This window comes from Microbacterium sp., assembly GCF_031180975.1.
GTDB lineage: Bacteria > Actinomycetota > Actinomycetes > Actinomycetales > Microbacteriaceae > Microbacterium.
This window is the reverse complement of the sequence record NZ_JAPSLI010000007.1, coordinates 109,145-135,162: the sequence shown is the minus strand read 5'-3', so window position 1 is coordinate 135,162 and position 26,018 is coordinate 109,145. Positions and strand designations below refer to the sequence as shown.

22 protein-coding genes are annotated in these 26,018 nt (G+C 71.2%); 16 read left to right on the top strand and 6 right to left on the bottom strand.

Translation table 11 applies throughout. The annotated features are described in order from the left end of the window. Position 1 precedes the first annotated feature (1 nt). From RIF65_RS11210 to pntB, 3 genes are all read left to right on the top strand, one after another. On the top strand, positions 2-1,711 hold the full coding sequence (locus RIF65_RS11210) for a cytochrome b/b6 domain-containing protein (RefSeq protein ID WP_309065624.1): 1,710 nt from the start codon (positions 2-4) through the stop codon (positions 1,709-1,711). Positions 1,712-1,871: 160 nt separating this feature from the next. After that, on the top strand, positions 1,872-3,431 hold the full coding sequence (locus RIF65_RS11205; protein ID WP_309065623.1) for a Re/Si-specific NAD(P)(+) transhydrogenase subunit alpha: 1,560 nt from the start codon (positions 1,872-1,874) through the stop codon (positions 3,429-3,431). Continuing rightward, positions 3,428-4,828 carry a Re/Si-specific NAD(P)(+) transhydrogenase subunit beta gene (gene pntB, locus RIF65_RS11200; protein ID WP_309065622.1) on the top strand — a complete coding sequence of 467 codons (1,401 nt, stop codon included), beginning with the start codon at positions 3,428-3,430 and terminating at the stop codon, positions 4,826-4,828. Before RIF65_RS11205 ends, pntB begins: the two co-directional genes overlap by 4 nt. Before the next feature lie 125 nt (positions 4,829-4,953). Here pntB and RIF65_RS11195 read toward each other — a convergent pair whose 3' ends face one another. Then, positions 4,954-5,460: a GNAT family N-acetyltransferase gene (locus tag RIF65_RS11195; RefSeq protein WP_309065621.1), complete on the bottom strand. Its 507-nt coding sequence runs from the start codon at positions 5,458-5,460 to the stop codon at positions 4,954-4,956. Positions 5,461-5,590: 130 nt separating this feature from the next. On the opposite strand from RIF65_RS11195, the gene RIF65_RS11190 reads away from it, so the two are divergent. Further along, a complete protein-coding gene (locus RIF65_RS11190; protein WP_309065620.1) occupies positions 5,591-6,151 on the top strand; it encodes an acyl-CoA thioesterase in 561 nt (186 codons plus the stop codon). A 39-nt stretch (positions 6,152-6,190) separates the two neighbouring features. Here the strand turns inward: RIF65_RS11190 and RIF65_RS11185 are convergent, their stop codons facing one another. Beyond that, positions 6,191-7,321 (bottom strand): helix-turn-helix transcriptional regulator, encoded by a 1,131-nt coding sequence (locus RIF65_RS11185; protein WP_309065619.1) that lies wholly within the window; start codon positions 7,319-7,321, stop codon positions 6,191-6,193. Between the two features lie 171 nt (positions 7,322-7,492). Between RIF65_RS11185 and RIF65_RS11180 the strand changes: the two genes are divergently transcribed. The 6 genes from RIF65_RS11180 (at position 7,493) to rocD (ending at position 17,323) form a co-directional block, all read left to right on the top strand. Beyond that, complete coding sequence (locus tag RIF65_RS11180; protein WP_309065618.1) at positions 7,493-8,866, top strand: FAD-binding oxidoreductase; 1,374 nt, start codon at positions 7,493-7,495, stop codon at positions 8,864-8,866. Positions 8,867-8,981: 115 nt separating this feature from the next. After that, positions 8,982-12,716: a bifunctional proline dehydrogenase/L-glutamate gamma-semialdehyde dehydrogenase gene (locus tag RIF65_RS11175; RefSeq protein ID WP_309065617.1), complete on the top strand. Its 3,735-nt coding sequence runs from the start codon at positions 8,982-8,984 to the stop codon at positions 12,714-12,716. A gap of 170 nt (positions 12,717-12,886) precedes the next feature. Further along, positions 12,887-13,957: a M14 family zinc carboxypeptidase gene (locus tag RIF65_RS11170; RefSeq protein WP_309065616.1), complete on the top strand. Its 1,071-nt coding sequence runs from the start codon at positions 12,887-12,889 to the stop codon at positions 13,955-13,957. Between the two features lie 108 nt (positions 13,958-14,065). Continuing rightward, positions 14,066-15,100 carry an alcohol dehydrogenase catalytic domain-containing protein gene (locus RIF65_RS11165; protein WP_309065615.1) on the top strand — a complete coding sequence of 345 codons (1,035 nt, stop codon included), beginning with the start codon at positions 14,066-14,068 and terminating at the stop codon, positions 15,098-15,100. A gap of 124 nt (positions 15,101-15,224) precedes the next feature. After that, positions 15,225-16,103 carry a dimethylargininase gene (ddaH, locus tag RIF65_RS11160; protein WP_309065614.1) on the top strand — a complete coding sequence of 293 codons (879 nt, stop codon included), beginning with the start codon at positions 15,225-15,227 and terminating at the stop codon, positions 16,101-16,103. Next, the gene (gene rocD, locus RIF65_RS11155; protein ID WP_309065613.1) at positions 16,100-17,323 is read left to right on the top strand and encodes an ornithine--oxo-acid transaminase; all 1,224 of its coding nucleotides are present in this window, start codon (positions 16,100-16,102) and stop codon (positions 17,321-17,323) included. The genes ddaH and rocD overlap by 4 nt, the downstream gene beginning before the upstream one ends. Before the next feature lie 70 nt (positions 17,324-17,393). Here rocD and RIF65_RS11150 read toward each other — a convergent pair whose 3' ends face one another. The 4 genes from RIF65_RS11150 to RIF65_RS11135 form a co-directional block, all read right to left on the bottom strand. Continuing rightward, a complete protein-coding gene (locus RIF65_RS11150) occupies positions 17,394-17,600 on the bottom strand; it encodes a hypothetical protein (protein ID WP_309065612.1) in 207 nt (68 codons plus the stop codon). A gap of 82 nt (positions 17,601-17,682) precedes the next feature. Next, a complete protein-coding gene (locus tag RIF65_RS11145) occupies positions 17,683-17,976 on the bottom strand; it encodes a hypothetical protein (protein ID WP_309065611.1) in 294 nt (97 codons plus the stop codon). Positions 17,977-18,042: 66 nt separating this feature from the next. Next, positions 18,043-19,371: an MFS transporter gene (locus RIF65_RS11140; protein WP_309065610.1), complete on the bottom strand. Its 1,329-nt coding sequence runs from the start codon at positions 19,369-19,371 to the stop codon at positions 18,043-18,045. 5 nt (positions 19,372-19,376) lie between these two features. Further along, positions 19,377-19,817, bottom strand: coding sequence for a MarR family transcriptional regulator (locus tag RIF65_RS11135; RefSeq protein WP_309082651.1), 441 nt, complete (start codon positions 19,815-19,817; stop codon positions 19,377-19,379). Positions 19,818-19,990: 173 nt separating this feature from the next. Between RIF65_RS11135 and RIF65_RS11130 the strand changes: the two genes are divergently transcribed. The 6 genes from RIF65_RS11130 to aztD all read left to right on the top strand — a co-directional run bounded on the left by RIF65_RS11130 (position 19,991) and on the right by aztD (position 26,016). After that, positions 19,991-20,404, top strand: a complete 414-nt coding sequence (locus RIF65_RS11130) for a PRC-barrel domain-containing protein (protein ID WP_309065608.1) — start codon at positions 19,991-19,993, stop codon at positions 20,402-20,404. 138 nt (positions 20,405-20,542) lie between these two features. Then, positions 20,543-21,400, top strand: coding sequence for an alpha/beta hydrolase (locus tag RIF65_RS11125; protein ID WP_309065607.1), 858 nt, complete (start codon positions 20,543-20,545; stop codon positions 21,398-21,400). 20 nt (positions 21,401-21,420) lie between these two features. Then, entirely contained in the window at positions 21,421-22,470 is a 1,050-nt protein-coding gene (locus tag RIF65_RS11120) for a lipoate--protein ligase family protein (protein WP_309065606.1), read from the top strand. After that, complete coding sequence (locus RIF65_RS11115) at positions 22,467-23,441, top strand: DNA-methyltransferase (RefSeq protein ID WP_309065605.1); 975 nt, start codon at positions 22,467-22,469, stop codon at positions 23,439-23,441. Before RIF65_RS11120 ends, RIF65_RS11115 begins: the two co-directional genes overlap by 4 nt. Before the next feature lie 128 nt (positions 23,442-23,569). Beyond that, positions 23,570-24,769: a hypothetical protein gene (locus RIF65_RS11110; RefSeq protein ID WP_309065604.1), complete on the top strand. Its 1,200-nt coding sequence runs from the start codon at positions 23,570-23,572 to the stop codon at positions 24,767-24,769. Positions 24,770-24,822: 53 nt separating this feature from the next. Then, entirely contained in the window at positions 24,823-26,016 is a 1,194-nt protein-coding gene (aztD, locus tag RIF65_RS11105) for a zinc metallochaperone AztD (protein ID WP_309065603.1), read from the top strand. Positions 26,017-26,018 lie beyond the last annotated feature (2 nt).

The window sequence follows — 26,018 nt, the reverse complement described above, 5'->3', positions numbered from 1 at the left end:
CATGGCCGCCGGGATGCTCCGCCGCGGGTTGCCGCGGGTGAAGGGCGGGGAGTCGTGGCCGCCGGCCGCGCCGGCGCCCGGCGCCTCGGTGGCGGGCTCGCCGAGTGCGGCGGACGTCGCCGAGAGCACCGGTCCTTCGCGAGCGGATGCCGTGCACTCGGGCGCCAATGCGGGTGCGGGGTCGCGCGCGGGCGCGCCGAGTGCACCCGAAATCGCCGAGCGCACGGCTTCGGAGCGCGTGGATGCCGTGCAGTCGACGGAAACCGGTGCACTCGTCACCCGGGATGACGTGGCGGGCGCTTCCGGCGCTGGGGCCGCGTTGCGGCGGGGGCTGCCGCGGGTGAAGGGCGGGGAGCCGTGGCCTCCGGCGGGCGCGGGCGCGCCGAGTGCACGGGACGTCGCCGAGCGGGGCGATGCGGCGGCCGAGGCGCCGAATGCACGGGATGTCGCCGAGCGCACGGCTTCGGAGCGCGTGGATGCCGTGCAGTCGATGGAAACCGGTGCACTCGGGATGCAGGCCGAGGCACCAGGCGCTTCGCGGACCGGCACCACGTTGCGGCGGGGGCTGCCGCGGGTGAAGGGTGGCGAAGCGTGGCCGCCGGCGGGCATAGGCGTGCCGAATGCACGGGATGTCGCCGAGCGCACGGCTTCGGAGCGCGTGGATGCCGTGCAATCGACGGAAACCGGTGCACTCGAGACCCATTCCGGTGCGCGCGCGGCCGTCCGCCCGGATGTGTCCACACCGCTGCCGTTTCGGCGCACCGTGTGGCAGGGCAGGGCTCCGCGTCACGGGGACGCCGAGCCTCCGGCATCCGCTCTCCGTCCCACCTGGCCGCAGGCGATCGCGGGGCTCCTCGGGGCTGCCGCCCTCGGCATCCTCGCCGGCGCAGCCGTCGCGTTCGTCCGGGCACTGCTGAGTCTGCCCTTCATGCAGGACTTTCTCGCCGCGTTCCCCGGCGAGTACGAACCGGCCATCGCGGTCGAGCCGGGTTTCGCCCCGTGGGTGGGCTGGCAGCACTTCTTCAACATGTTCCTGCTCGTGTTGATCATCCGTTCGGGCCTGAGGGTGCGCACCGAGAAGCGGCCGACCGCGTTCTGGGCCCCCCGCGGCAACAGCAAGGGCAAGATCAGCCTCACACTGTGGTTCCACCAGGTGCTCGACCTGCTCTGGCTGATCAACGGCGTCACGTTCGTCGTGCTGATCTTCGTCACGGGCCACTGGGTGCGGATCGTCCCCACCAGCTGGGAGGTGCTGCCGAACGCGCTCTCGGCGGCGTTGCAGTACGTCTCATTCGACTGGCCGCACGAGAACGGCTGGAACAACTACAACAGCCTGCAGCAGCTGGCCTACTTCATCACGGTGTTCATCGCCGCGCCGCTCGCCGCGGTCACCGGCTTCCGGATGTCCGGGCTGTGGCCGAAGAGCGCCGAGCGGCTGTCGAAGGTGTACCCGGTGGAATGGGCCCGCGCGTTGCACTTCCCGGTGATGCTGTACTTCGTCGCGTTCATCGTGGTGCACGTGGCGCTGGTGATGCTCACCGGGTTCCTGCGCAATCTCAACCACATGTACGCCTCGCAGGACGCTGTCACCTGGACCGGGTTCTGGGTCTTCGTGGCCTCGCTCGTCGTGGTCGTGGCGGGCTGGATCGCGGCCCGCGCGCCGGTGCTGGCACCGATCGCCCGGATGTTCGGCAACGTGTCGAGCCGTTGATCCGCGCCGAACCGGTTACCGGGTCGATAAGAACATTCGTTCTTTCCTCATCATCCGGGCGCGAATCCGGCGGTCCTGCGCGTCCGGGTCGATAGCCTGAGCCCAGCAGCGCCCGGATGACCGCGGGCCGCCGACACCGCCGTCGGACTGGAGGAATGCAGTGACGCAGATCGGAATCGTGCAGGAGCGCGCGGGCGAGGCGCGCGTGGCCGCGACACCCGCGACGGTGACGACGCTCCGCGCCCTGGGGTACCGGGTCGCCGTCGAGACAGGAGCGGGGGCGCGCTCCTCGTACCCGGACGAGGCCTACCGCGAGGCGGGCGCCGAGATCGTGGACGCCGCCACCGCCTGGGCGAGCGGGATCGTGCTGAAGATCGACGCTCCCACGGCAGAGGAGATCGCACGCCTCGCGGACGGGGCCACGATCGTGGCTCTGCTGGCCCCGGCGCTGCGACCGGATCTCCTCGAGCAGCTCGCGCAGCGCCGTCTCACCGCCATCGCGTTGGATGCCGTGCCGCGGATCTCCCGTGCGCAGTCCATGGACGTGCTCAGCTCGATGGCCAACCTCGCCGGCTACCGAGCCGTCATCGAGGCCGCTCACGAGTTCGGGCGTCTGTTCACCGGCCAGGTCACCGCCGCCGGGCAGGTCCCGCCCGCCAAGGTGCTGGTCGCCGGTGCCGGTGTCGCCGGACTCGCCGCCATCGGTGCGGCATCCAGCCTGGGCGCGATCGTGCGGGCCACCGACCCCCGACCCGAGGTCGCCGACCAGGTCGCCTCGATCGGCGGCACCTATCTGGCCGTCGACGTCGAGGTGGAGAAGTCCACCGACGGATACGCCAAGGCGACCAGCGCGGACTACGACCGTCGCGCGGCGGAGCTCTACACCGCCCAGGCCGCCGAGGTCGACATCATCATCACGACCGCGCTCATCCCCGGGCGCCCAGCACCCCGGCTGATCACCGCGGCCGATGTGGCGCGGATGCGGCCCGGCAGCGTCATCGTCGACATGGCCGCGGGCCAGGGCGGCAATGTCGAGGGCTCGGTCGCCGGCGAGCGGGTCGTCACCGAGAACGGGGTGATCATCCTCGGCTACACCGATCTCGCGTCGCGACTGGCATCCCAGGCCTCCCAGCTGTACGGGACGAACGTCGCCAACCTCGTCGCACTGCTCACCCCAGGCAAGGACGGCCGCCTGGCCCCCGACTTCGACGACATCGTGCAGCGGTCGGTCACCGTGGTGCGCGACGGGGAGATCACCTGGCCGCCGCCCCCGGTGCAGGTGGCGGCCGCGCCGCCGGCATCCGCCCCTGCCGCGACAGCGGCGGCCGTCCCGCCGGGGCCGACCCGGATGCCGGCACGCCGCAGGGCCGGACTCGTGGCGCTCGGCATAGCGGCGCTCTTCCTCGTGAACGTGTTCGCGCCCCCGCCCCTGCCGCAGCATCTCACCGTGCTCGTGCTGAGCGTCGTCATCGGGTTCTACGTGATCGGCAAGGTGCACCACGCGCTGCACACGCCGTTGATGTCGGTCACCAACGCGATCAGCGGTGTGATCGTGGTCGGCGCCATGTTGCAGCTGACCGACCCGAATCCGGTGGTGCAGGCGCTCGCCGCGGTCGCCGTGCTGGTCGCCAGCATCAACATCTTCGGCGGGTTCGCGGTGACTCGGCGGATGCTGGCGATGTTCACCCTCGAGAAGCCGGCGAAGGGTGCGCAGAAGTGACCGTCGACGCATTCGCCGGGGCCGCCTACCTCGTCGCGGCGCTGCTGTTCATCCTGAGCCTGGCCGGGCTCAGCCGTCACGAGTCCGCACGCAACGGCGTCGCCTACGGCATCGCCGGCATGACGATCGCGCTGCTCGCCACCCTGGCCCTGACTGTCGCCGGGGGCTGGGGCGGCACCGGTGCCGTGCTCGGCCTCAGCCTGTTGGGCGTCGCGGTGCTCATCGGTGCCGGGATCGGCCTGTGGCGCGCGCGCGTGGTGAAGATGACCGGGATGCCGGAGCTCATCGCCCTGCTGCACAGCTTCGTGGGCCTCGCCGCGGTGCTCGTCGGCTGGAACGGCCACCTCGCGCACCCGGAGCTTCCCGCCGCGCTCGCCGGCATCCACAACGCCGAGGTGTTCATCGGCGTGTTCATCGGCGGCGTGACCTTCACCGGCTCGATCGTCGCGTACCTCAAGCTGTCGGCGCGCATCTCCTCCCGCCCGCTGATGCTGCCGGGCAAGAACGTGCTGAACGTGCTGGCTCTGGTCGCATTCCTCGGGCTCACGGTGTGGTTCGTGATCGACCAGCAGCTGTGGCTGCTCATCGCGGTCACCGTGCTGTCCCTCGCGCTGGGCTGGCACCTGGTCGCCTCGATCGGCGGCGGCGACATGCCGGTCGTGGTGTCGATGCTGAACAGCTACTCCGGCTGGGCGGCGGCGGCCGCGGGCTTCCTGCTGAACAACGACCTGCTCATCGTCACCGGCGCCCTGGTGGGGTCGTCCGGTGCGTACCTGTCATACGTGATGTGCAAGGCGATGAACCGCTCCTTCCTGTCGGTGATCGCGGGCGGGTTCGGTATCGTCGCGCCCTCGACCGCGGAGCAGGAGATGGGGGAGCACCGCGAGATCACCGCTGAGGCGGCGGCCGCGATGCTGGCGAACGCTGACACCGTCATCATCGCCCCCGGCTACGGCATGGCCGTCGCGCAGGCGCAGTACCCGGTCGCCGACCTCGTCGCACGGCTGCGCGATCGGGGTGTGACCGTGCGGTTCGGCATCCATCCGGTGGCCGGCCGCCTGCCCGGCCACATGAACGTCCTGCTCGCCGAGGCAAAGGTGCCCTACGACATCGTGCTCGGCATGGAGGAGATCAACGACGACTTCGCTTCCACCTCGGTCGTGCTCGTCATCGGCGCGAACGACACCGTGAATCCCGCTGCTGCGGAGGATCCGGGCAGCCCGATCGCCGGGATGCCGGTGCTGCGGGCGTGGGAGGCGCAGAACGTGATCGTGTTCAAGCGTTCGATGGCGGCCGGCTACGCCGGCGTGCAGAATCCGCTGTTCTTCCGCGACAACGCTCACATGCTGTTCGGCGACGCGAAGGAGCGGGTGGAGGACATCATCCGCGCCCTCTGAACCCGTGCTTCAGGGCGCCCGCACCCCGGGTACGCGTCGACACCCCGGGTGCGCGCCGACACCCCGTGCTACGGACGTGCGCAACTCGGGGTGTCGGCGGCAGGGCGGGGTGTCGGCGACGGCGCTCAGCGCACGAAGCGGACTTCGGTGAGCGTCTCGCCGAGGAATGGCTCGGTGTGCTTGGCGCCGTCGAGGTGGAACCCGTTGCGGGTGTAGAACCGGTGCGCGCGCGGGTTGTCCTCCGCGACCCACAGGTACAGCGGCTCGTCCTTCTCCACCGCCGCGTCGAACAGGCGCTGGCCGATGCCCGTGCCGTGGTACGCGTCGAGCAGGTAGATGAAGTACAGCTCGCGGAACGCCGGCGCGTCCTTGTCGCGAGCCGGCCCCGAGCCGACGAACCCGACGATCTCACCGTCGACCAACGCGGCGCTCATCTTGAAGTCGGGACCCTGCGCCGCCCAGTGCGTCCACAGCTCCGCCATGCGGCGAGGAGAGATCTTGGCCAACGCGGCCTTGCTGATCAGGTGGTCGTAGGTCTCGTGCCAGCACTGCGCGTGCACGCGACCCAGAGCCTCCGCGTCGACATCGCGGACCGGACGAACGATGATCTCGGGCTGGGCTTCGGCGCTCATGCCGCGACTCTACGCGCGGCTCCCGCCAAGCGGAAATCGAGAGGAACCCTCATTTCAGCACCCTGCGCGTGATGTGGGGTTCCCACAACGGTCTTCGCGATTCGTGCACGTCTGGCTACGATCGGAACTCGTGAACGTGATCTGGCGCACCTTGCTCGTCATCCTCCGCGCCCGGCTCCGTGTCCGCCGCGGCGCTCCGCTCCCGCCCACCGAGGTCGCCACCATCAGGCTCACCACGCTGCCGACCGACATCGACATGCTGCGGCACATGAACAACGGCCGCTATCTGTCGCTGTTCGACCTCGGGCGCTGGGACCTGCTGATCCGCACCGGCCTGTTCGACGCGATGAGGCGGCGCGGCTGGTACGCCGTCGTGTCCAGCGAGACGGTCACCTTCCGCAAGTCGCTCGAGCTGTGGCAGCGGTTCGACGTCGAGACGCGGTTCGTCGGTCACGACGACAAGGCGCTCTTCATGGAGCACCGCGCCGTGGTCGACGGCGAGGTGTACGCGCGGGTGATCGTGCGGGCACGGATGCTGCGCCGTACCGGCGGCACCGTCTCCCACGAGGAGCTGTTCGCCGCCGTCGGACGCCCCGAGGGCGTGCCGGGCGTCGACGACTGGATCCACGACTGGGCCGCAGCCTCCGCGCTGCCCTCGACCAAGGCCGACGCCCCGAGCGTCTGGAACTGACGCGCCCGGTCGCCCGGACCGACGACTTCGCCGAAGCTTTCAGCGTCCGCCGGCGAACCAGCCGGACGGGGCGATCTCGCCGCCCAGGCGGCTGGCGTACTGGTCGAAGTACACCCGGGCGACGAGCTCCCGCCTGCTGGTGACGCCGGCCTTGTCGAAGATCGACTTGAGGTGATCCTGCACGGTGTAGGGGGAGAGGTGCATCGCTTGCGCGATCGCCTTTGTGTCGGCGCCGCGCAGCACCATCGCCGTCACGTCACGCTCCCGCGCGGTGAGCCCGAAGGCGGCAGCCACCAGGTCGATCACCTCCTGCGGGCGGGCCTCTTCGATCGTGACCACCACGTTCCCGGCGGGTCCGCACTCGCCGCTGAGCGGGGCGGCGTGCAGCACCAGCCAGACACCGTCACTCGTGCGCACGCGGATCCGCGGCATCCGGTCCATCTCGCCGCGTGCGAACCGGCGGGCGGCGCTGACCAGGGCGTGCACCATCGTGAGCGGGTCCCCCCGGCCGGGCGACGACAGGTAGTCCAGGTGGTCGCGCGCCCCAGGCGTGAACTGCACGATCCGGTCCTCATGGTCGACGATGATCACCGCCGGGCCGCCCCCGGCGACGGCATCCTGTCGGCCGGACTGGGCGAGAAGGCCAGTGCGGACGCCGCGGGTGAACGACGGGGCGACCGCCGCGAGGAACGACACCTCATCGGCGGTGAACACCGGATCGTCCTTCCCCCGGAACATCGACACCGAACCCCACGCGCCCGACCGGTCCGCGAACACGACCCGCGCCTCGTCGCGGAACCCGAACCGCGGGATCACGAGGTCCGCCATCCGGACGGAGCGGGTGACGTCGCCCCCGGTGAGGTCGTGCACCCCCACCGATACGCGCCCGGCGGACAGCAGCGCGGTGGTCGCAGTGATGTCGTCGGCGCCGTACTCGATCTGCGCCCAGGTGATGTCGCTGTCGTTCGCGTCCTTCAGCTCGCCGATCTTCCGTACGCCGGAGACCATGGCGGTGGCCGGGTCGAGGGTGGCAAGGCACGCGGCCACATAGGGCACGACGTGCTGCAGCGCGGCCGCCGCCTCGTCCATGAAGCGGTCGAGCGGCAACCCCGCGCGCGACATCACGTCGATGTCGCTGCGCGCACGACCGAACGCCAGTTCCGAGGCCACGAGACCAGTGTCCTCCCGCCCGGCGGTGCGCGCCATCCCACATGTCTGGGGGGTCGAAGAACCCCTCGACGCTGGGATGGTGGCGCGTTCGCGGCGGCGCGCAGACTCTCCGTGTACCACTCGAGGGCCGTCGCACCGGACGCCTCGACATCACACAGCGATGGAGAACCCATGACACTTTCCGACATCACCGCACCGACCGGCGACCGTGAGCTGCGCGACGAGCTGGGATCCGGCGCGCTCCTCGCCGGAGACCCCGGGTACGACGCCGCGCGCTCGCCGTGGAACGTCGCGATCGACCAGCGCCCGCTCGCAATCGTGCGCCCCGAGACGGTCGAGGAGGTCGTCGACGTCGTCCGTGCCGCCGCGGCCCGCGGCATCCGCATCGCCCCTCAGGCGACCGGCCACGCGGCCGGCGCGCTCGCGGGCACCGACCTGTCCGATACGGTCCTCATGCAGCTGAACGGCCTGCGCGGCGTGAGCGTCGACCCGGACGCCCGCACCGCCCGGGTGCTGGGTGGGTCGCTGTGGAACGACGTCCTCGAGGCGGCGGCACCGCACGGGCTGACCGCCCCGCACGGCAGCGCCGGCGACGTGGGCGTCGTCGGATACACGCTCAGCGGCGGTCTGTCGTTCTACGCGCGCTCGGTCGGCCTGGCGGTGAACCACGTGCGGGCCGTGCAGATCGTCACGGCCGACGGTGCGCTGCTGCGCGCCAGCGCAGAGGAGAACCCGGAGCTGTTCTGGGCGGTCCGCGGCGGCTCCGGCGCGTTCGGTGTCGTGGTCTCGATCGAGATCGACCTGCTGCCCTACGCCGACGTGTTCGCCGGGATGCTGTTGTGGGACGGCTCGCACACCGACGACGTCTCCCACGCCTGGGCGGCGTGGACTCGCACGGCGCCCGAGACCGCGACCACCACCCTGCGGGTGATGCATTTCCCGCCGCTGCCGGAGCTGCCGCCGTTCCTGTCCGGGCGCTCCGTCGTGGTCGTCGACGGCGCCATCGTCGAGGACGACGCGACCGCTGCGGCCCTGCTCGAACCACTGCGCGCACTGCGACCCGAACTCGACACCTTCTCGCGCATCCCGTCTGCCGCGCTGATCGGCGTGCACATGGACCCACCCGGCCCGACGCCGGCGGTCACCGACCATGCCATCCTGAGCGCGCTGCCCGCCGAGGCCGTGGACGTGTTCGCGTCGGTGGGGTGGACGCCCGGTGTGTCCATCGCCGAGCTGCGCCACCTCGGCGGCGCGGTCGGGCGCCGCCCGCAGGATGCCGGTGCTGTGGGCTCCATCGCGGGGGACTACCTCGTGCACACCATCGCGATGACGCCGGTGCCGGAGGCGATCCAGCCGGGCATCGCGGCGGTCCGCGGCGGCGTCAGCGCATTCGCGCCGTGGCACGTCGACGCGCTCGCCCTCACCTTCGTCGACGCCGGAGATGTCGACCGCGGCCGCGGATTCGGCGCGTCCGCCGCGCAGTTGCGCGCGCTGAAGGACCAGTACGACCCGCAGGGGACGTTCGCCGCATCGCAGCCGGTGTGACGTCTCACGGAGTGATGCCGTGGCCGGGACCACTGGGGAGGTCCCGGCCACCGGTGCTCCCCCTCAGCACGGCGCAATCCGGCCGGCCGACACGACGCCCGCATAGGCTGAGGGCATGCCGGAGACGCCCGCACCAGAACACCCCGAGGCGGCGGCATCCCTCGCCGATCAGGCCACCGCACTCGTGCACCGCTGGGTGGCCGAGGCCGCCCAGGCCGAGACCGACCCGGCCGCCCAGCGGCTGGCCGGCGTGCTGCAGGACCCGAAGGGGCTCCCGTTCACGCTGGGCTTCGTCGACGGGGTGATGCGCCCCGAGAGCCTGTCCGCCGCCGCGTCCAACCTGCACCGCGTCGCCCCGCTGGCGCCCGAGTTCCTGCCCTGGTACTTGCGTGGCGCCGTGCGGGCCGGCGGCATGATCGCCCCGGCGCTGCCCGCGCCCACCGTGCCCATCGCCCGCCGCGTGCTGCGGCAGATGGTCGGACACCTCATCGTCGACGCGCGGCCCGAGAAGCTCGGGCCAGCACTGGAGCAGATCCGTGAGTCGGGCGCACGGCTCAACCTGAACCTGCTCGGCGAGGCGGTGCTCGGCGAGACCGAGGCGAAGCGCCGACTCGACGGCATCCACGAGCTGATCCGGCGACCCGACGTCGACTACGTGTCGGTGAAGGTGTCGGCGATCATGAGCCGCATCTCGATGTGGGCGTTCGACGAGGTCGTCGACCGGGTGGTGGAGCGGCTGATGCCGCTGTACCTGACCGCGGCGGGCTCTTCTACCGGCTCAGGGGCCCAGACGTTCATCAACCTCGACATGGAGGAGTACAAGGATCTCGACCTGACGATCGCCGTCTTCACCCGCATCCTCGAGGATCCCCGTCTGCGCGACCTGCACGCCGGGATCGTGCTGCAGGCCTACCTGCCGGACGCGCTTCCGGCGCTGCGCGAGCTCACCGCGTGGGCACGCGACCGCGTCGAGCACGGCGGCGCCCCGATCAAGGTGCGGCTGGTGAAGGGCGCGAACCTCGCCATGGAGCAGGTGGATGCCGTCATGCACGGCTGGCCGCAGGCCCCGTACAGTTCGAAGCTCGACACCGACGCGAACTACCTGCGCTGCCTGGACGAGGCGTTCCAGCCGCGCAACACCGACGCCGTGCGGATCGGCGTGGCCGGCCACAACCTGTTCGACATCGCCTGGGCGTGGCTGCTCGCCGGCGAGCGTGGCGTCCGCGAGCACATCGAGTTCGAGATGCTCCTGGGCATGGCGCAGGGGCAGGTCGCCGCGGTGTCGCGGGTCGTCGGACCGGTGCTGCTGTACGTGCCCGTGGTGCGCCCGGACGAGTTCGACGTCGCCATCAGCTACCTGGTCCGGCGACTCGAGGAGAGCGCCTCCCCCGCCAACTTCCTGTCGGCGGCGTTCCATCTGGCCGACGATCCGGTGCTGTTCGAGCGGGAGAGGCTGCGGTTCGTCGATTCCATCGCCCGCGCCGCCGACCGGTCGCTGCTCACCGGACCGCGTCGCACGCAGAACCGCCTCGCCCCCGCGCACGAGTCGGTGCGGCCGGTGACGCGTCCGGCGCCGCGCGATGAGAACCTCACCGGGGTCGTGCTCGGCATCGCGCGCGGCTCCTCCGGCGACGAGGACGACGAGGATCCGTTCCTGCAGACGGCGGTGTACGCCCGGCAAGAGCTCGCCGGCGCCACCCGCTCCGACGGGGCGCCCGGCTTCTCGAACACGCCCGACAGCGATCCCGCCCTGCCTCCCAACCGTGAGTGGGCCCGTCAGGTGCTGGAGCGGATCGCGTCGGTCTCGACGACGCAACGAGCGGGGTCGGAGACGCTGCGTGCCGCGCGGATCGACGATGAGCGGATGCTGCACAGCACGCTCCAGACGGTGCGCGACGCGGCATCCGGCTGGGGCGCGCGTCCGGCATCCGAGCGTGCGGAGGTGCTGCTGCGCGCGGCCGCCGCTCTCGAAGCACGACGCGGCGAGCTGATCGAGGTCGCCGCGACCGAGACGGGCAAGGTGTTCGCCGAGGCCGACATCGAAGTGAGCGAGGCGGTCGACTTCGCGAAGTACTACGCAGCGACCGCCCGCGAACTCGACGGCATCCCCGGCGCGGTGTTCCAGCCCGTCAGGGTGACCGTGGTCACCCCGCCGTGGAACTTCCCGCTCGCCATCCCGGCCGGCGGCACGCTTGCGGCACTCGCCGCGGGCTCGGGCGTCGTGCTGAAGCCGGCGCCGCAGGCCCGTCGATGCGCGGCGGTGATCGCCGAGGCGCTGTGGCAGGCCGGCATCCCGCGCGACGTCCTGGTGCTGGCCGACCTCGACGAGGGCGAGCTGGGTCGACAGCTGATATCGCACCCGGACGTCGACCGGGTCATCCTCACCGGATCCTGGGACACCGCGGCGCTGTTCCGCTCCTGGCGTCCCGACCTGCCGCTGCTGGCGGAGACCAGCGGCAAGAACGCGCTGGTCATCACGCCGACCGCTGACCTCGACCTCGCCGTCGCCGACCTGGTGCGCAGCGCGTTCGGCCACGCCGGGCAGAAATGCTCCGCGGCGTCCCTGGGCATCCTGGTCGGACCGGTCGGCCGCTCCCGGCGGTTCGCGCGGCAGCTCGTCGACGCGACCCGCTCGCTGCACGTGGCCTGGCCCTCCGACCCGCTCGCCGAGATGGGGCCGCTGATCGAGAGGCCGCAAGGCAAGCTGGACTGGGCGCTCACCGAGCTCGAGGGCGAGGAGCGCTGGCTGGTCAAGCCGGCGCCGGTGCCCGGCGACGAGACCGGCCGGCTGTGGACCCCCGGCATCAGGGTCGGCGTGCAGTCCGGATCCCGCACGCACCTCGAGGAGTTCTTCGGCCCCGTGCTCGGCATCATGCACGCCCCGACGCTCGCCGCCGCGATCGAACTGCAGAACGCGGTGCCGTACGGACTCACCGCCGGGCTGCACACCCAGAACCCGCAGGACCTGGCGCTCTGGCTCGATCAGGTGCAGGCAGGCAACCTGTACGTGAACCGCGGCATCACCGGCGCCATCGTGCAGCGGCAGCCGTTCGGCGGTTGGAAGCGCTCGTCGGTCGGACCAGGGGCGAAGGCCGGCGGGCCGAACTACCTGATCGGTCTCGGCTCGTGGCGCTCGCAGCCCCGTGGCAAGGCGTCGAGCACGCTGCACCTGCGCGGCCTCGACGCGCGGATCTCGGGCCTCATCGAGGCGGCGCAGCCGTCGCTGGACTTCGACGCGTTCGAGTGGCTGCGGCAGGCGGCGCTCGCCGACGCCGTGGCGTGGGACCGCGAGTTCGGGCAGGTGCGCGACGTCTCCCAGCTCGGTGTGGAGCGCAACCTGTTCCGGTACCGTCCGGTCCCGGTCGTGGTGCGCGCCGCAGCCGGCTCGACGCTGCACGAGGTGCTGCGGGTGGTGATCGCCGGGATCCGCTCCGGCGCGCGGTTCCTGCTCTCGGTGCCGAGCGGGCTGCCGGCCGCAGTCCGCACCGTGCTGGGAGACCTGGGCGTGCTCGTCGCCGTCGAGAGCGACGCCGAATGGATCGACCGGATGGTGCGCCGCGGCCAGGCGGCCGAGCAGGCCGACGTCGAGACGGTGGCGGACCCCGACGGGCCCTCCGCCGTGCTCGCCGGGGCGGGTCGCGTGCGGCTGGTGGGTGAGCGGGATGCCGTCGCCGCGCTGCACGGCGATCTTGCGCGCGCGGTGCAGGGCGATCCCGATCTGGCGGTGTACGCCGACGAGGTGACCTCGGCCGGTCGGATCGAACTGCTGCCCTTCGTGCATGAGCAGTCGGTGACCATCACGGCGCACCGGTTCGGGAACCCGGACGACTGGAGCGCCGGCGTGATCTGATCGCGCCTGATGCGTCACGGCGCTCGCCGGAGGAACTTCGGCCGAGCGGGGGAAAGCGATTGCCAACCGTGACGAGGCCATGGTTGCATGGGACGTTCCCCAGGGTGCACCGATCTGCGCGCCCCTCGCGCAGGGGTCGGCGCGCCGACCAGTCCGAAGGAGAACTCCCCATGAATCTCACCTCAGCCCGATCCCCACGGCATCTGTTGGCGAAGGCCGGCTGCGTGCTGGCCGGCACGGCCCTGGTCGCGACGTTGAGCGCCGCCCCTGCGCTCGCGGTCGGCGAAGGCCCCAACTACAACGGGCACGAGACGGTCAACACGGCGAACCTGCACACCTACGACTCGATGGTGCAGGAACTGAAGACGCAGGACGCGCGGCAGAACGCGCTCGAGCTCGAGGTCATCGGGCAGTCGGTGAAGGGCCGGGATCTCTACCTCGCGAAGTACCTGTCGGACCCCGCGAACCCGACCATCCTGTTCCTGACGCAGCAGCACGGCAACGAGCAGCTGACCACGGAAGGCGCGATCGAGGTCATCAAGCACCTGGGAACCGGTCGCATGGCCGACGTGCTCGACGACATCAACATCCTGGTGCTGCCGATGCTCAACCCCGATGGCGCGATGGGTGACGTCGACTTCCCGCTGGACGACTACATCGCGTCGGGCGACCGCCACCTGACCCGCCACAACGCCAACAACGTGGACATCAACCGTGACCACGTGGCCAAGACACAGCCCGAGATCCAGGCTCTGCACCAGAACGTGCTCTCGGTGTACGACATCGACTACATGATCGACCTGCACCACCAGGGCACGCAGTCCCGGGTCGACGGGAAGCTGGTGTCCGGGTCGATCCTGCACCCGACCACCCCCGATGTGGACCCGGCCGTGCTGGAGGGCTCGAAGCGGCTGGGTGCGGTCGTCTACGCCAGCGTGGATTCCACCGGCTGGGGCCACCTCGGCAAGTACGTCGGCGGCACCGCGAACACGATCGCGCGCAACGGGATCGCCGCCGAGTACGACATCTCCACCCTGCTGTTCGAGATGCGCGGGATGAGCGACCACGAGAACCCGGACGCGCTGCTGGGGCAGAAGTCAAACGGCTACCTGCGTCAGCAGACGATCCTTACGCTGGAGAGCACCATCCGCGCTGTGGCCAGCGGTGAAGTGGAGACGGCGGACACGTCGATCTGGGACTCGCTGCCCGAGCAGGCGTGGGAGCCGCGCGGCGACGAGTGATCGGTCGGGTCCTGGCGCGCCGGGTGCCCGCCAGGACCCGGTCCGCTCCGCGGAGAGCCGCATGATGTGACGAGGACGGACCGGGATGACCATGCTGGAGGTGCCGCGGTGATCGCGCACCGGTTGCCCGGCGCCCGGCTTCCCGGCGTCCCAGATCTGATGCCGGCCTGGATGCAGGACAGTGGGGCATCCGGCATCCGCCTGGAACGCATGCGAGTGCCGCGGCCACGCGCCGGTGAGGTGCTGCTGCGCGTCCGCGCGACCGCGCTCGACGGCACGGACCTGCGGATGATGCGCAGGGGGCCCAGGCGGGCGAGAGCCGGCGTCAGCACTCCTGGACGGCAGGTGCCCGGTTCCGCCGTGGCCGGAACGGTCGTCGCGATCGGATCCGGCGTGGTCGGCTCGGAGCTCGGGGAAGAGGTCGTGGTCGGACTGCCCGGCGGAGGCGGTCTCGCGGCCCTCGTCGCCGTCGACGAGATGCGCCTCGTGCCGCGCCCGCCGCATCTCGCCGTCGAGTCGGCCGCCTGCCTGGCGGGCGGCGGGAGTCGAGTGTGGCAGGCGCTCGACATGGCCGGGCTCGACAAACGCGTTGCGCACCGTCGGCGCGTGCTCATCGCCGGCGCGTCAGCGGCCGCGACGATCGCGGTGCAGCTCGCGACCGTGCGCGGCGCCGAGGTCTGGGCGACGGATGCCGTATCCAGCGGCCGGCCGCCGGGCGTGCACCCGATCGCGCCGGACGCCCTGGCTGCCGAGATCCCATCGGGACATCTGGACGCCGTCGTCGATCTCGGCAGCGGTATCCGCCTCGCTCTGCTGCAGCGGCTGACCGCCAGGGGCGGCGTGATCGTCCTCGCCGGTGAGGATGCCGTCCCAGGGTCCTTCCGACATCGCACGGCGGGCCTGCTGCTGTCCGGCGGGCGGAGCATCCGCATCCGCACCCTCGCGGCGGGCGTCCACCCCGAGGTGGTCCGCGCCCTCACCCTGCTCGCGGACGAGGGCGCGGTGACGCCGGTGTGGGACGGCGAATGGCCGTTCTCCGCCGCGCCCTCCGCGATCCACCACCTCGTCGCGGCCGGTGCGCGGGCGCCTGTCGTGGTGCAGGGCCCGGATGCTGGCGATGCACAGACTCGGGTGAGAGAATGAACGCGGCGTGCCCGAGTCGCATCTTCCCCGCCGCCGGTCCCTGGTTCAGTCGAGGGCCGCGCGACGGGTCGAAGGCCCGCCGGGCCCCTGGACAGCGTCCGCCGCACCCTCTCGAGGAGCACCCATGTCGACGCCGGAGACCGCCATCGCGAGCCCCGTGACCCGCACCGCCCACCACCGCCGTTACCTGATGTGCCGACCCGAGCACTTCACGGTGAACTACTCCATCAACCCGTGGATGGAGCCGGCCAAGCCCACCGACACAGCCAAGGCTGTCGCGCAGTGGCAGAAGCTGTACGACCTGTACCTCGAGCTCGGCCATGAGGTCGAGCTCATCGACCCGCTGGCCGGCTACCCCGACATGGTCTACACCGCCAACGGCGGCTTCGTGATCGACGGACGCGCATATGTGCCGAAGTTCCGCTTCGTCGAGCGGCAGGGCGAGGCGCCCGCATTCGCAGAGTGGTTCCGCACCCACGGCTTCGACACGGTCGAACCGCAGGAGGTGAACGAGGGCGAGGGCGACTTCCTGCTGGTCGGCGACGTGATCCTCGCCGGCACCGGCTTCCGCTCCACCGGTGACAGCCACCGTGAGGTCGGCGAGGTGTTCGGCCGCGAGGTCGTCTCGCTGAATCTCATCGACCCGCGCTTCTACCACCTCGACACCGCGATCGCCGTGCTGGACCCGGTGCAGGGCGTCGAGAACGGCGGCCCCGAGCGCGCCAACATCGCCTACCTGCCCGGCGCCTTCGACGACGCCAGCCGTGCGATCCTCGAGGAGCGCTTCCCCGACGCGATCCTGGTCTCCGACGAGGACGGCGCCGTGTTCGGCCTGAACTCCTCCAGCGACGGCTGCAACGTGATCATCTCGCCGCGCGCGACCGGTTTCGAACGCCAGCTTCGGGAGCGTGGCTACAACCCGATCACCGTCGACCTCTCCGAGCTGCTGCTCGGCGGCGGCGGGATCAAGTGCTGCACGCTCGAACTGCGGGGCAAGAAGTGACCGCCGGGGCCCTCCGATCGCCCGCCACCGGCGCGGTCGTGGAGGCGGCCGAGCCGCACGTCGCCGAGAACTACCACCCCCTGCCGGTCACCATCGCGCGTGCCGAAGGCGCATGGGTGACGGATGCCGAGGGCAAGCGCTACCTCGACCTGCTCGCCGCCTATTCGGCTGTGAACTTCGGGCACCGGCATCCGGCCCTCCTCGCCGCCGTCACGGAGCAGCTCGGCCGGGTGACGCTCACCAGCCGCGCCTTCCGCAGCGACCGGCTCGAGCCGTTCGCGGCCGCCCTCGCCGCGCTGTGCGGCAAGGAGATGGTGCTGCCGATGAACACCGGCGCAGAGGCGGTGGAGACCGGCATCAAGGTCGCCCGTGCCTGGGGCTACCGCGTGAAGGGCATCGCCGACGGCAAGGCACGCATCGTCGTCGCCGAGGGGAACTTCCACGGCCGCACCACCACCATCGTGAGCTTCAGCGACGACGAGCAGGCGCGCGCCGACTTCGGCCCGTACACCCCCGGCTTCGACGCCGTCCCCTACGGCGATGCGGATGCCGTCGCCGCGGCCATCACGGAGGACACCGCAGCCGTGCTGATCGAGCCGATCCAGGGCGAGGGGGGCGTGATCATCCCGCCGGAGGGCTACCTGCGCCGCATCCGCGAGATCTGCGACGAGCGCAACGTCCTGTTCATCGCGGACGAGATCCAGTCCGGCCTCGGTCGGGTGGGCGAGACGTTCGCGTGCGACCGCGAGGGCGTCGTGCCGGATCTGTACTTGCTGGGCAAGGCGCTCGGTGGCGGCATCCTGCCGGTGTCGGCGGTCGTCGGCGATCGAGACGTGCTCGGCGTGATCCGCCCTGGTGAGCACGGTTCGACGTTCGGCGGCAACCCGCTGGCGGCGGCCGTGGGTCTGCGCGTGGTGGAGATGCTCGAGAACGGCGAGTTCCAGGAGCGGGCACGGGCGCTGGGCGAGCATCTGGCCGGTCGGCTGGAGTCGCTCATCGGCGAGGGCGTCACCGGCGTGCGCATCGCCGGGCTCTGGGCCGGCGTCGACATCGACCCGGCGCGTGGATCCGGGCGCGAGATCGCCGAGAAGCTCCTCGAGCGCGGCGTGCTCGTCAAGGACACGCACGGCCAGACGATCCGGATCGCCCCGCCGCTGGTCATCCGCGCCACCGAGCTGGACTGGGCGGTCGAGCAGCTGCGGGTCGTGCTGGCGGGCTGACAGCGACGAGACCTCGCGTTCCGCGGACGGCGCATGCGCGTCGACGGAACGGGAGGTCTCGCTGTCTGCGCTACTCGGCGAGATCGTCCCGGACGTGCGGATCGTCGCGCTCGTCGAGATCGCGGTCCGGGCTCGCGTCGCCCTGGATGGCGCCGTGCGGTGATTCGCCGCGCGAACTGTCGCCCTGGATCGCTCCGCCCTGCGTGGCGCCCTGCGGATCGTTCTCCGGAACGTCGTCGTGGTCAGTCCGGTCGTGGTGGTGCGTCTGCTCGTCCATGGGCTGAGGCTACGAGCCGGCCCTCACCAGGGAGAGGGGATTGACAAGGCCGACGGCCGCCCGCTCGGTGCGCGATCCGCGGTCAGGCGGGGGAGTCGTCGGGGTCGAGGGACTTCAGGGTGTCCTCCTCGACGGCGTTGTCGGCATCGAGCTGCTCCTCGGTGGCCTCGTCACCGCCGAGCGGGGCGTCGCCCTGGTTCGCGCCCTGATTCGCGCCCTCGCCCCTCGCCGCCGCGGCCCCGGCGGCCGCCCCGCCCTGCGGGCGGGCCGCACCGGTGAGGCCGCCCTCGCGCGGCTCGCCGCTGCCCTCCGGATCCTGGCCGGGAGTGTGCGGGCGCTGTCCGGCATCCGCTTCGTTCTCGTGGTTCTCAGTCATGGCGACGAGCCTACGACCGGCCCATCCGCACGAGGAAGGGATTGACAGCATCCGTCCTGAGCGGCCTCACGCGCCGTCGCGGGGGAGACGGATGGGCGTCGTCGCGGCGGTGCGATCGTCGTATGATGTCGGGTCCATCTCGCGGATCACCGAGATGGGCCGGGTCTCGTCCAGGGTGAGCCGGAACCGTGCCTCGGCGTCGCGGTGCAGGCGGCCGGAGCGCATCATCCAGCCGACACCGATGGCGAACGCGGTCAGGCCGGCGACGCCGCCCACCATGATCGAGGTGCGTGCCGAGAAGGTGTCGACGATCCAGCCCGCGATGGGCGCGCCGACCGGAGTCGAACCCATGATGACGGCCATGTACAGCGCGAGGACGCGGCCGCGCAGCGCGGCGTCCGTCGTGGTCTGCACGTACCCGTTCGCGGTGGTGAGCATCGTCACCGTCGAGAAGCCGACCAGGATCAGCACGGCCGCATAGCTCCAGTACCCGGGCATCGCCGCCGAGAGCAGCGACGCGAGCCCGAAGCCGCCCGCTGCGAGCACCAGCACGCGCACCCGGGCGCGGTCGCGCCGGGCGGCGAGCAGCGCGCCGGTCAGCGACCCGATCGCGAGCACCGAGCTGAGCACGCCGTAGCCGTCCGCCTCGCGGCCGAACTCCAGCGCCATGGTCGACGCGTAGATGGGGAAGTTCATGCCGAACGCGCCGATGAGGAACACCATCACGAACACGACCACCAGGTCGCTGCGGCCCCGGACGTACCGGAAGCCTTCGGCGAGGCCGCCGTTGCGGCGGTGCTTGGATCGCGGCGTGAGCTCCGGGGAGCGGATGAGCAGCAGGGCGACGATCATCGCCAGGAACGTCACCGCGTTGGCGACGAACACCCAGCCGGATCCCATCACGACGATGAGCACGCCGCCGACCGCGGGACCGATCAACCGGGCCATGTTGAACGACGCGGAGTTCAGCGCGACGGCGTTGGACATGTCCTCCATGCTGACCATGTCGGACACGAACGCCTGCCGGGCCGGGGCGTCGAAGGCGTTCGCCACGCCGAACGCGGCGGCGAAGCAGAACATCAGCGGTAGCGTCATGACGTCGGTGAGCAGCAGCACGGCGACAGCGACCGCGAGCAGCATGAGCACCGTCTGCGTGCACAGCAGCACCCGGCGGCGGTCGAATCGGTCGGCCACCCACCCGGTCAGGCTCACCAGCACCAGCGGGGGGCCGAACTGCAGGGCCATGGTGACGCCCATGGCGGTGGCGTCGTTCGCGGTCAGTTCGGTGAGCACCACCCAGTCCTGCGCGGTGGCCTGCATCCAGCCGCCGATGTTGGAGATCACCGCGCCGAGGAACCAGATGCGGTAGTTGAACGAGCGGAAGGAACGGAACATCGCGCTCATCGTTCTGTGACCCTCCTCAGCAACGCGGCCGCCTCGTCGAGGACGGCGAGATCCTTCTCGCTCAGGTCGATCTCGCCCAGCATGTCGGCCAGCAGCGCATCGCGTCGGCGGATCGTCTCGGCGACGACCTCCTCGCCGCGCGGCGTGATCTCGACGTGCACCCGGCGACGGTCCTCCTCGTCGGGGATCCGCACCACGTACCCCTGGTCCGCGAGGCCGTTGATCATCGCGGTCATGGTGGGCGCCGTGACGCGCTCGCGCTCGGCGAGGGCGGACAGGGTGTGCCGCCCGTGCATGCGCAGGGCGGCGAGCACCGCGAGCTGCGCGTCGCTCATCGCATCGACGGCCCGAGCGCAGCGGAGCCGGCGGGCCAGTCGGAAGACGGCGTGTCGGAGCTCGGTGGCGGTGCGATCCAGATCTTCCCGAGCAGCAGACATTACTTAGAGAGTCTAACTAAATCGGCGGCGGAGGGGAAGTCGGGATGGGGAAGTATGCGCCTGCGGCGGGCATTCGCGCCAGGGCATGGCGCATCGCCGCGCGCCGGCGCAGCATCGGTGCATGCCGACCCCCTCGTGAGGACTCGGCGACCGATATCGGAAGGAGTGCGGTCATGGACGACGAGCACGGCGAGTTGATCCCGCTCAAGGACACGGACCAGACCGTGGCCCGCGACGACGACATCCGCGGGATGACGGTCAGGGACGCCGACGGCGAGGAGATCGGGAAGGTCGATGAGCTGCTGGTGGACACCGTCGAGGACCGGGTGCGGTTCCTCGTGGTCGCGTCTGGCGGATTCCTCGGCCTGGGCGAGCACAAGTCGTACATCCCCGTGGATGCCGTCACCGCGGTGCGCGACGAGGAGGTGCACATCGACCAGCGCCGGGAGCACCTCGCGGGTGCGCCCGGGTACGACCCGGAGCTGATCAACGACCGGCAGTACAACGAGGGCGTGTTCGGCTACTACGGCTACGTGCCGTTCTGGGCGCCGGGGTACGCGTATCCCGCGTTCCCGTTCCTGCCCTGACCGGGGGGTGGCGCGGCGTGAGCCGAGGTGGGAGCGGAAGTCAGGTGCGACGGGCTCTGGACCGGCGTTCGGCTCCCATGCTGGCCGCGGTCCGGGTGAGCTGGGCGTGCGCCGCCGCCCGCCGCCTAGACTCGGCTCATGCCCGTGAGAACTGCCGAGTTCACCGACGCGTACGGCGTCGCGATCGTGTACGACGTGCACGAGGCGGAGGGGGAGCCGCGCGGCGTCGTGCAGCTGTTGCACGGAGTCGGGGAGCACGCCGGCCGGTACCCCAAGCTCATCCAGGCGCTCACCGGTGCCGGATTCCACGTGTACGCCGACGACCACCGTGGGCACGGGCGCACCGGCATCCGTCAACACGGCGGACCGGAGCGACTGGGTCGGCTGGGCAGGGGCGGGCTGCGCGCCGCTGTCGACGCGCTCTGGCAGTTCACCGAGCTCATCCGGGGCGAGCACCCCGACCTGCCGCTGGTGCTGCTCGGGCACTCGTGGGGGTCGTTCCTGGCGCAGAAGCTGCTGAACCGGCATCCCGAGGCGTACGACGCGGTGATCCTGTCGGGGTCGGCGCTGCTCACGCCCCGCGATCTCAACCCGCGTCCGCTGAACGCCCGCTGGAAGGCGCCCGAGGCAACCGGGTTCGAGTGGCTGTCGCGCGATCCGGAGGTGTGGCAGGCGTTCGCCGACGACCCGCTCACCACGGACGTGCCGCTGCTGAAGCTGTTCGGGCCGGTCGAGGCGGCGAAGCTGTACGGCGTGCCCCGCCGCGACCTCGGGCGCGACATCCCCGTGCTGCTGCTCGTCGGCCGAGACGACCCGGTGGGCGGACCGCGCAGCGTGCACAAGCTCGCCGCCGCCTACCGCACCCGCTCCGGGCTCAGCGACGTCACCACGCTCGTCTACCCGGATGCCAGGCACGAGCTGTTCAACGAGACCAACCAGGCCGAGGTGCGAGCGGATGTGCTCGCCTGGCTCGACACGCACATCCCGCCGCGTTGAGCGCCGCTTAAGCTGGTGAGGTGCACGGAGAGTACAAGGTTCCAGGCGGAAAGCTCGTCGTCGTCGACCTGGACTTCGAGGACGGCCTGATCCGCCGGTTCCACCTCGCCGGCGACTTCTTCCTCGAGCCGGACACGGCGCTCGCCGACATCGACGCCGCCGTCGAGGGCATGCCGGTCGAATCCGACGCCTCCACGATCGCCGCCGCAGTGCGGGCCGCCCTGCCCGACGGCGCCCAGCTGCTCGGATTCTCGCCGGAGGCGGTGGGCACGGCGGTGCGCCGCGCCCTCGTCACCGCGCCGGGCTGGCGCGACTTCGACTGGGAGATCGTGCACGAGAAGGCCGTGTCGCCGCGGATGAACCTCGCGCTCGACGAGGTGCTCACCGCGCGGGTGGGCGACGGGCGTCGCCGGCCCACGTTGCGGATCTGGGAATGGGACCAGTCCGCCGTCGTGATCGGGTCGTTCCAGTCGTACCGCAACGAGGTCGACCCCGAGGGCGCCGCCCGGCACGGCTTCGACGTCGTGCGCCGCATCTCCGGCGGCGGGGCGATGCTGATGGCCGCCGGCCAGATCATCACGTACTCCCTCTACGTGCCGGCCGCTCTCGTGCAGGGCATGACGTTCGCCGACTCGTACGCGTTCCTCGACGACTGGGTGCTGCAGGCGCTGCGCTCGGTCGGCGTGAACGCCACCTACCAGCCGCTCAACGACATCGCGAGCCCGAGCGGCAAGATCGGCGGCGCCGCGCAGAAGCGGCTCGCCAACGGTGGCGTGCTGCACCACGCCACGATCTCGTACGACATCGACGGCCAGGTCATGACCGAAGTGCTGCGGATCGGACGCGAGAAGCTCAGCGACAAGGGCACCGTATCGGCGGCCAAGCGCGTCGACCCGCTGCGCACGCAGACCGGCATGGCGCGCGCCGACATCATCGAGCGGTTCAAGGACACCTTCCGCGCGCTCACCGGTGCCGAGGACGGCACGATCTCCGACGACGAGTATCGCGACGCGGAGGCGCTCGTGGAGTCGAAGTTCGCGACCGACGCGTGGCTGCACCGCGTCCCATGACCGCCACGCCCGCGGTCGCGGAGCCGGCGCAGCGCGACCCGGCGCCCGGCGCGGTCGAGATCATCCAGGGCGAGAATCTCGCCGTCGCGGCCACGCTGCCGTCGGCTTCCTTCACCCTGGTGTACCTCGACCCGCCGTTCAACACCGGCCGGGCACAGGAGCGGCAGGTGATCACCGCCCGCCGGGCGTTCACAACTCAGGAAGAATCGGCCGGATCCGGCCCGGAACACCCCGTTCCGGCCGAAACCGGCCCGGATCTCCTGAGAACTGAACGCGCGCTCCGCCGGACGGAGGTGCGGCACGGGTTCCACGGCCACGCGTACGAGCGGGTCCGCGGCATGCTGCGCCAGTACGACGACCGGTTCGACGACTACGGCGACTTCCTGATGCCCCGGCTCGAAGAGGCGTGGCGTCTGCTGGCTGACGACGGCACCCTGTATTTGCACCTGGACTACCGTGAGGCGCACTACGCCAAGGTGATGCTGGATGCCGTCTTCGGGCGCGACGCCTTCCTGAACGAGCTGATCTGGGCGTACGACTACGGGGCGAAGTCACGCAGGCGCTGGCCGACCAAGCACGACACGATCCTGGTCTACGTGAAGACCCCCGGCGGACACGTCTTCAACTCGGACGACGTCGACCGCGAGCCGTACATGGCCCCGGGGCTGGTCACCGCCGAGAAGGCGGCCCGCGGCAAGCTGCCCACCGATGTCTGGTGGCACACCATCGTGCCCACCACCGGGCGCGAGAAGACCGGATACCCCACCCAGAAGCCCGAGGGCGTGCTGCGCCGCATCGTGCAGGCGTCCAGCCGACCCGGCGATCGTGTGCTCGACCTCTTCGCCGGCAGCGGCACGACCGGTGCCGTCGCCTCGGCGCTCGGCCGGGATGCCGTGCTCGTCGACCACAACCCTGAGGCGATCCGCGTGATGCGCGAGCGGATGCCGCACGCCGACGTCCGCGCGCTCTGACGCGCACCTCCCCCTCGTTCGAAGCCTCTCGGCCCGCGACACTCTCGCTCATGGATCCGCTGAGAATGAAAATCGTTCTCAATAACTGCTACAGTCGCTGACGTCCCCGTCCCCATCGAGAGGTCACGATGCGCCTGTCCGCCGTCCCGCTCCTGCTCGCGCTCACGGTGCTCACCGGATGCGCCGCCTCCGCCACGCCGGCTGCCGACCCGACCGCCGCGACAGCGGACACGAGGGCACCGAGGGAGGTGGCCGAGCCGCCACACCACCTGACCACCATCGACCCAGGCGGACGCGTGCACCACCTCGACCTCGCCGACGGCGGCCGCGACGTCATCGCTGAGATCAAGCCGGTCGAGCGGCTGGTGAGCGACGGGCGGTATCTGTTCGGCATCCGCGAGGGATCCGTGACGGTCATCGACAGCGGGGTGTGGACCCGCAGTCACGGCGACCACTTCCACTACCACGTCGGTCCCGTGCGTGTGCTCGGCGAGGTCGAGGGTGACGGCGTGCCCACCGTCGTGCCCGGCGTCACCGGCACCGGCGTCATGTTCCGCGGCGAGGCGGTTCTGCTCGCGGCAGACGCGCTCGCCGACGGCCGCATCGCCGAGACCTTCCGCATCCGGGTCGCCGCGCACGACGGACTGACGGTGCCGCTCACCGAGGGCGCGCTCGTCACCGAGCCGGATGCCGCGGGCGCACCCGCCCGGCTGCGGGTCGTCACCGCCGACGGAAGCGAGCGCAGCCGCATCCCGTGCGTCGGCGCCGCGGGCACCATCGCCACCGCGGTGGGTGTCGTCGTCGGATGCGCGGACGGCGCGGTGCTGGCGCCGGGCGGCGATGCCGCGCGCGCCGAACGGATTCCGTACCCGGCCGGAGCGGCCCCCGCCGATGTCGCCTCCGCCGCCGGCGTCTTCGCCGCGCGGGAGTCCCGGCCGCGAGTCGCCGCTCTCGCGGGTGAGCGCGGCGTCTGGATCCTGGACACCCGTGCCCGCTCCTGGGCCCTCCAGGACGTGGGGGAGCCGATCGTCCGCGCCACGGCGATCGACGACGTACAGCAGCGCGTCGCCGTGCTCGGCGCCGACGGGTCCGTGCTCGTCCTCAGCCAGGGGCGTGTCGCGGCGCGCACCGCGCCGCTGGTCGCCGAGTCGCTGCGCGACCCCGACGCCGCGGCGACGATCGAGCTCGTCGTCGACCAGGACCACGTGTATCTCAACGGACCGAGCGAGCGGATGCTGTGGGAGATCGACCCCGCGGATGACGCCCGGGTCACGCGGACCTTCGCCACCGACACCCCACCTGTGCACCTGGCCGAGACCGGCCGCTGACGGCATCCCACACCCAGGGCGGACTGCGTCCGCCACGACAAGAGAGGAAAACGATGAAGCGATCGACGATCAGGAGGCGCGCTGTCGCCACCGCCGGGGCAGGCCTGGCCGTGCTGCTGCTGGCCGGATGCGCGGGGCAGCCGACGCCCGGCGCGAAGGCCGCGGCGGACGACGAGGGAACGGACCCCGCCGCACCGCGCATCGCGGTGGCGTACGCGGGTGGCGTGCTGGTAGTGGACGGCGAGACGCTCGAGGTGGTCGACGACTTCGCCTCCGAAGACTTCGTGCGCTTGAGTCCGGCCGGTGACGACCGTCACGTCGTGGTCATCACCTCGGAGGGCTTCCGGTTCCTCGACATGCGCGAGCCCGAACTCACTGACCACGTCGTGAAGGCGGATGCCGCGGGCCACGTCGTGCGCCACGCCGGGCGCACCGTGCTGTACGACGACGCCACCAGCGACACGACCGTGTTCGAGACCGCCGACCTGGCGGAGATGGACGACGCGCTGCCCGAGGCCGAGGTCATCCCCGGCGTCGAGGCGCATCACGGTGTCTCAGTCGTGCTCGAGCACGGCAGCCTGGTCACCACCGTCGGTGATGAGACCGCGCGCACCGGCATCCGCGTCACCGACCCGCAGGGTGCGGAGATCGCCGCCAGCGCCGAGTGCCCGGCCGTGCACGGAGAGGGCACCGCCCAGGATGAGGCGCTCGTGTTCGGTTGCGAGGACGGCGCGCTGCTCTACGCCGACGGGGAGATCACCAAGCTGGTGTCGCCCGACGAGTTCGGGCGCATCGGCAACGCCTACGTCAGCGAGGACAGCCCGCTGGTCGTGATGGACTACAAGGACGATCCCGACGCCGAGGGGTACCTGCTCACCGACATCGCTCTCATCGACACCGAGGCGAAGACGCTTGACACGGTCGTCCTGCCGGACGGTGTCAGCTACACCTGGCGCGGCATCGTGCGCGGTCCGTCGGGTGACGCGTTGATGATCGGTTCGGACGGACGGCTGCACGTCATCGACCCCGCGACCGGCGAGGTGTCCGCGTCGCACGAGGCGATCGAGGCCTGGGAGGGGCCCGAGGAGTGGCAGGACCCGCACCCCGCGATCGCCGTTGCTGGAGATCGGGTGTACGTGACCGACTCCATGAACAGCGAGATCGTCGCGCTCGACGCGGCCAGCGGGGCCGAGATCGCTCGTGCCGACCTGCCTGAGATCCCGAACGAGATCGCCGTCGTCGGATGACG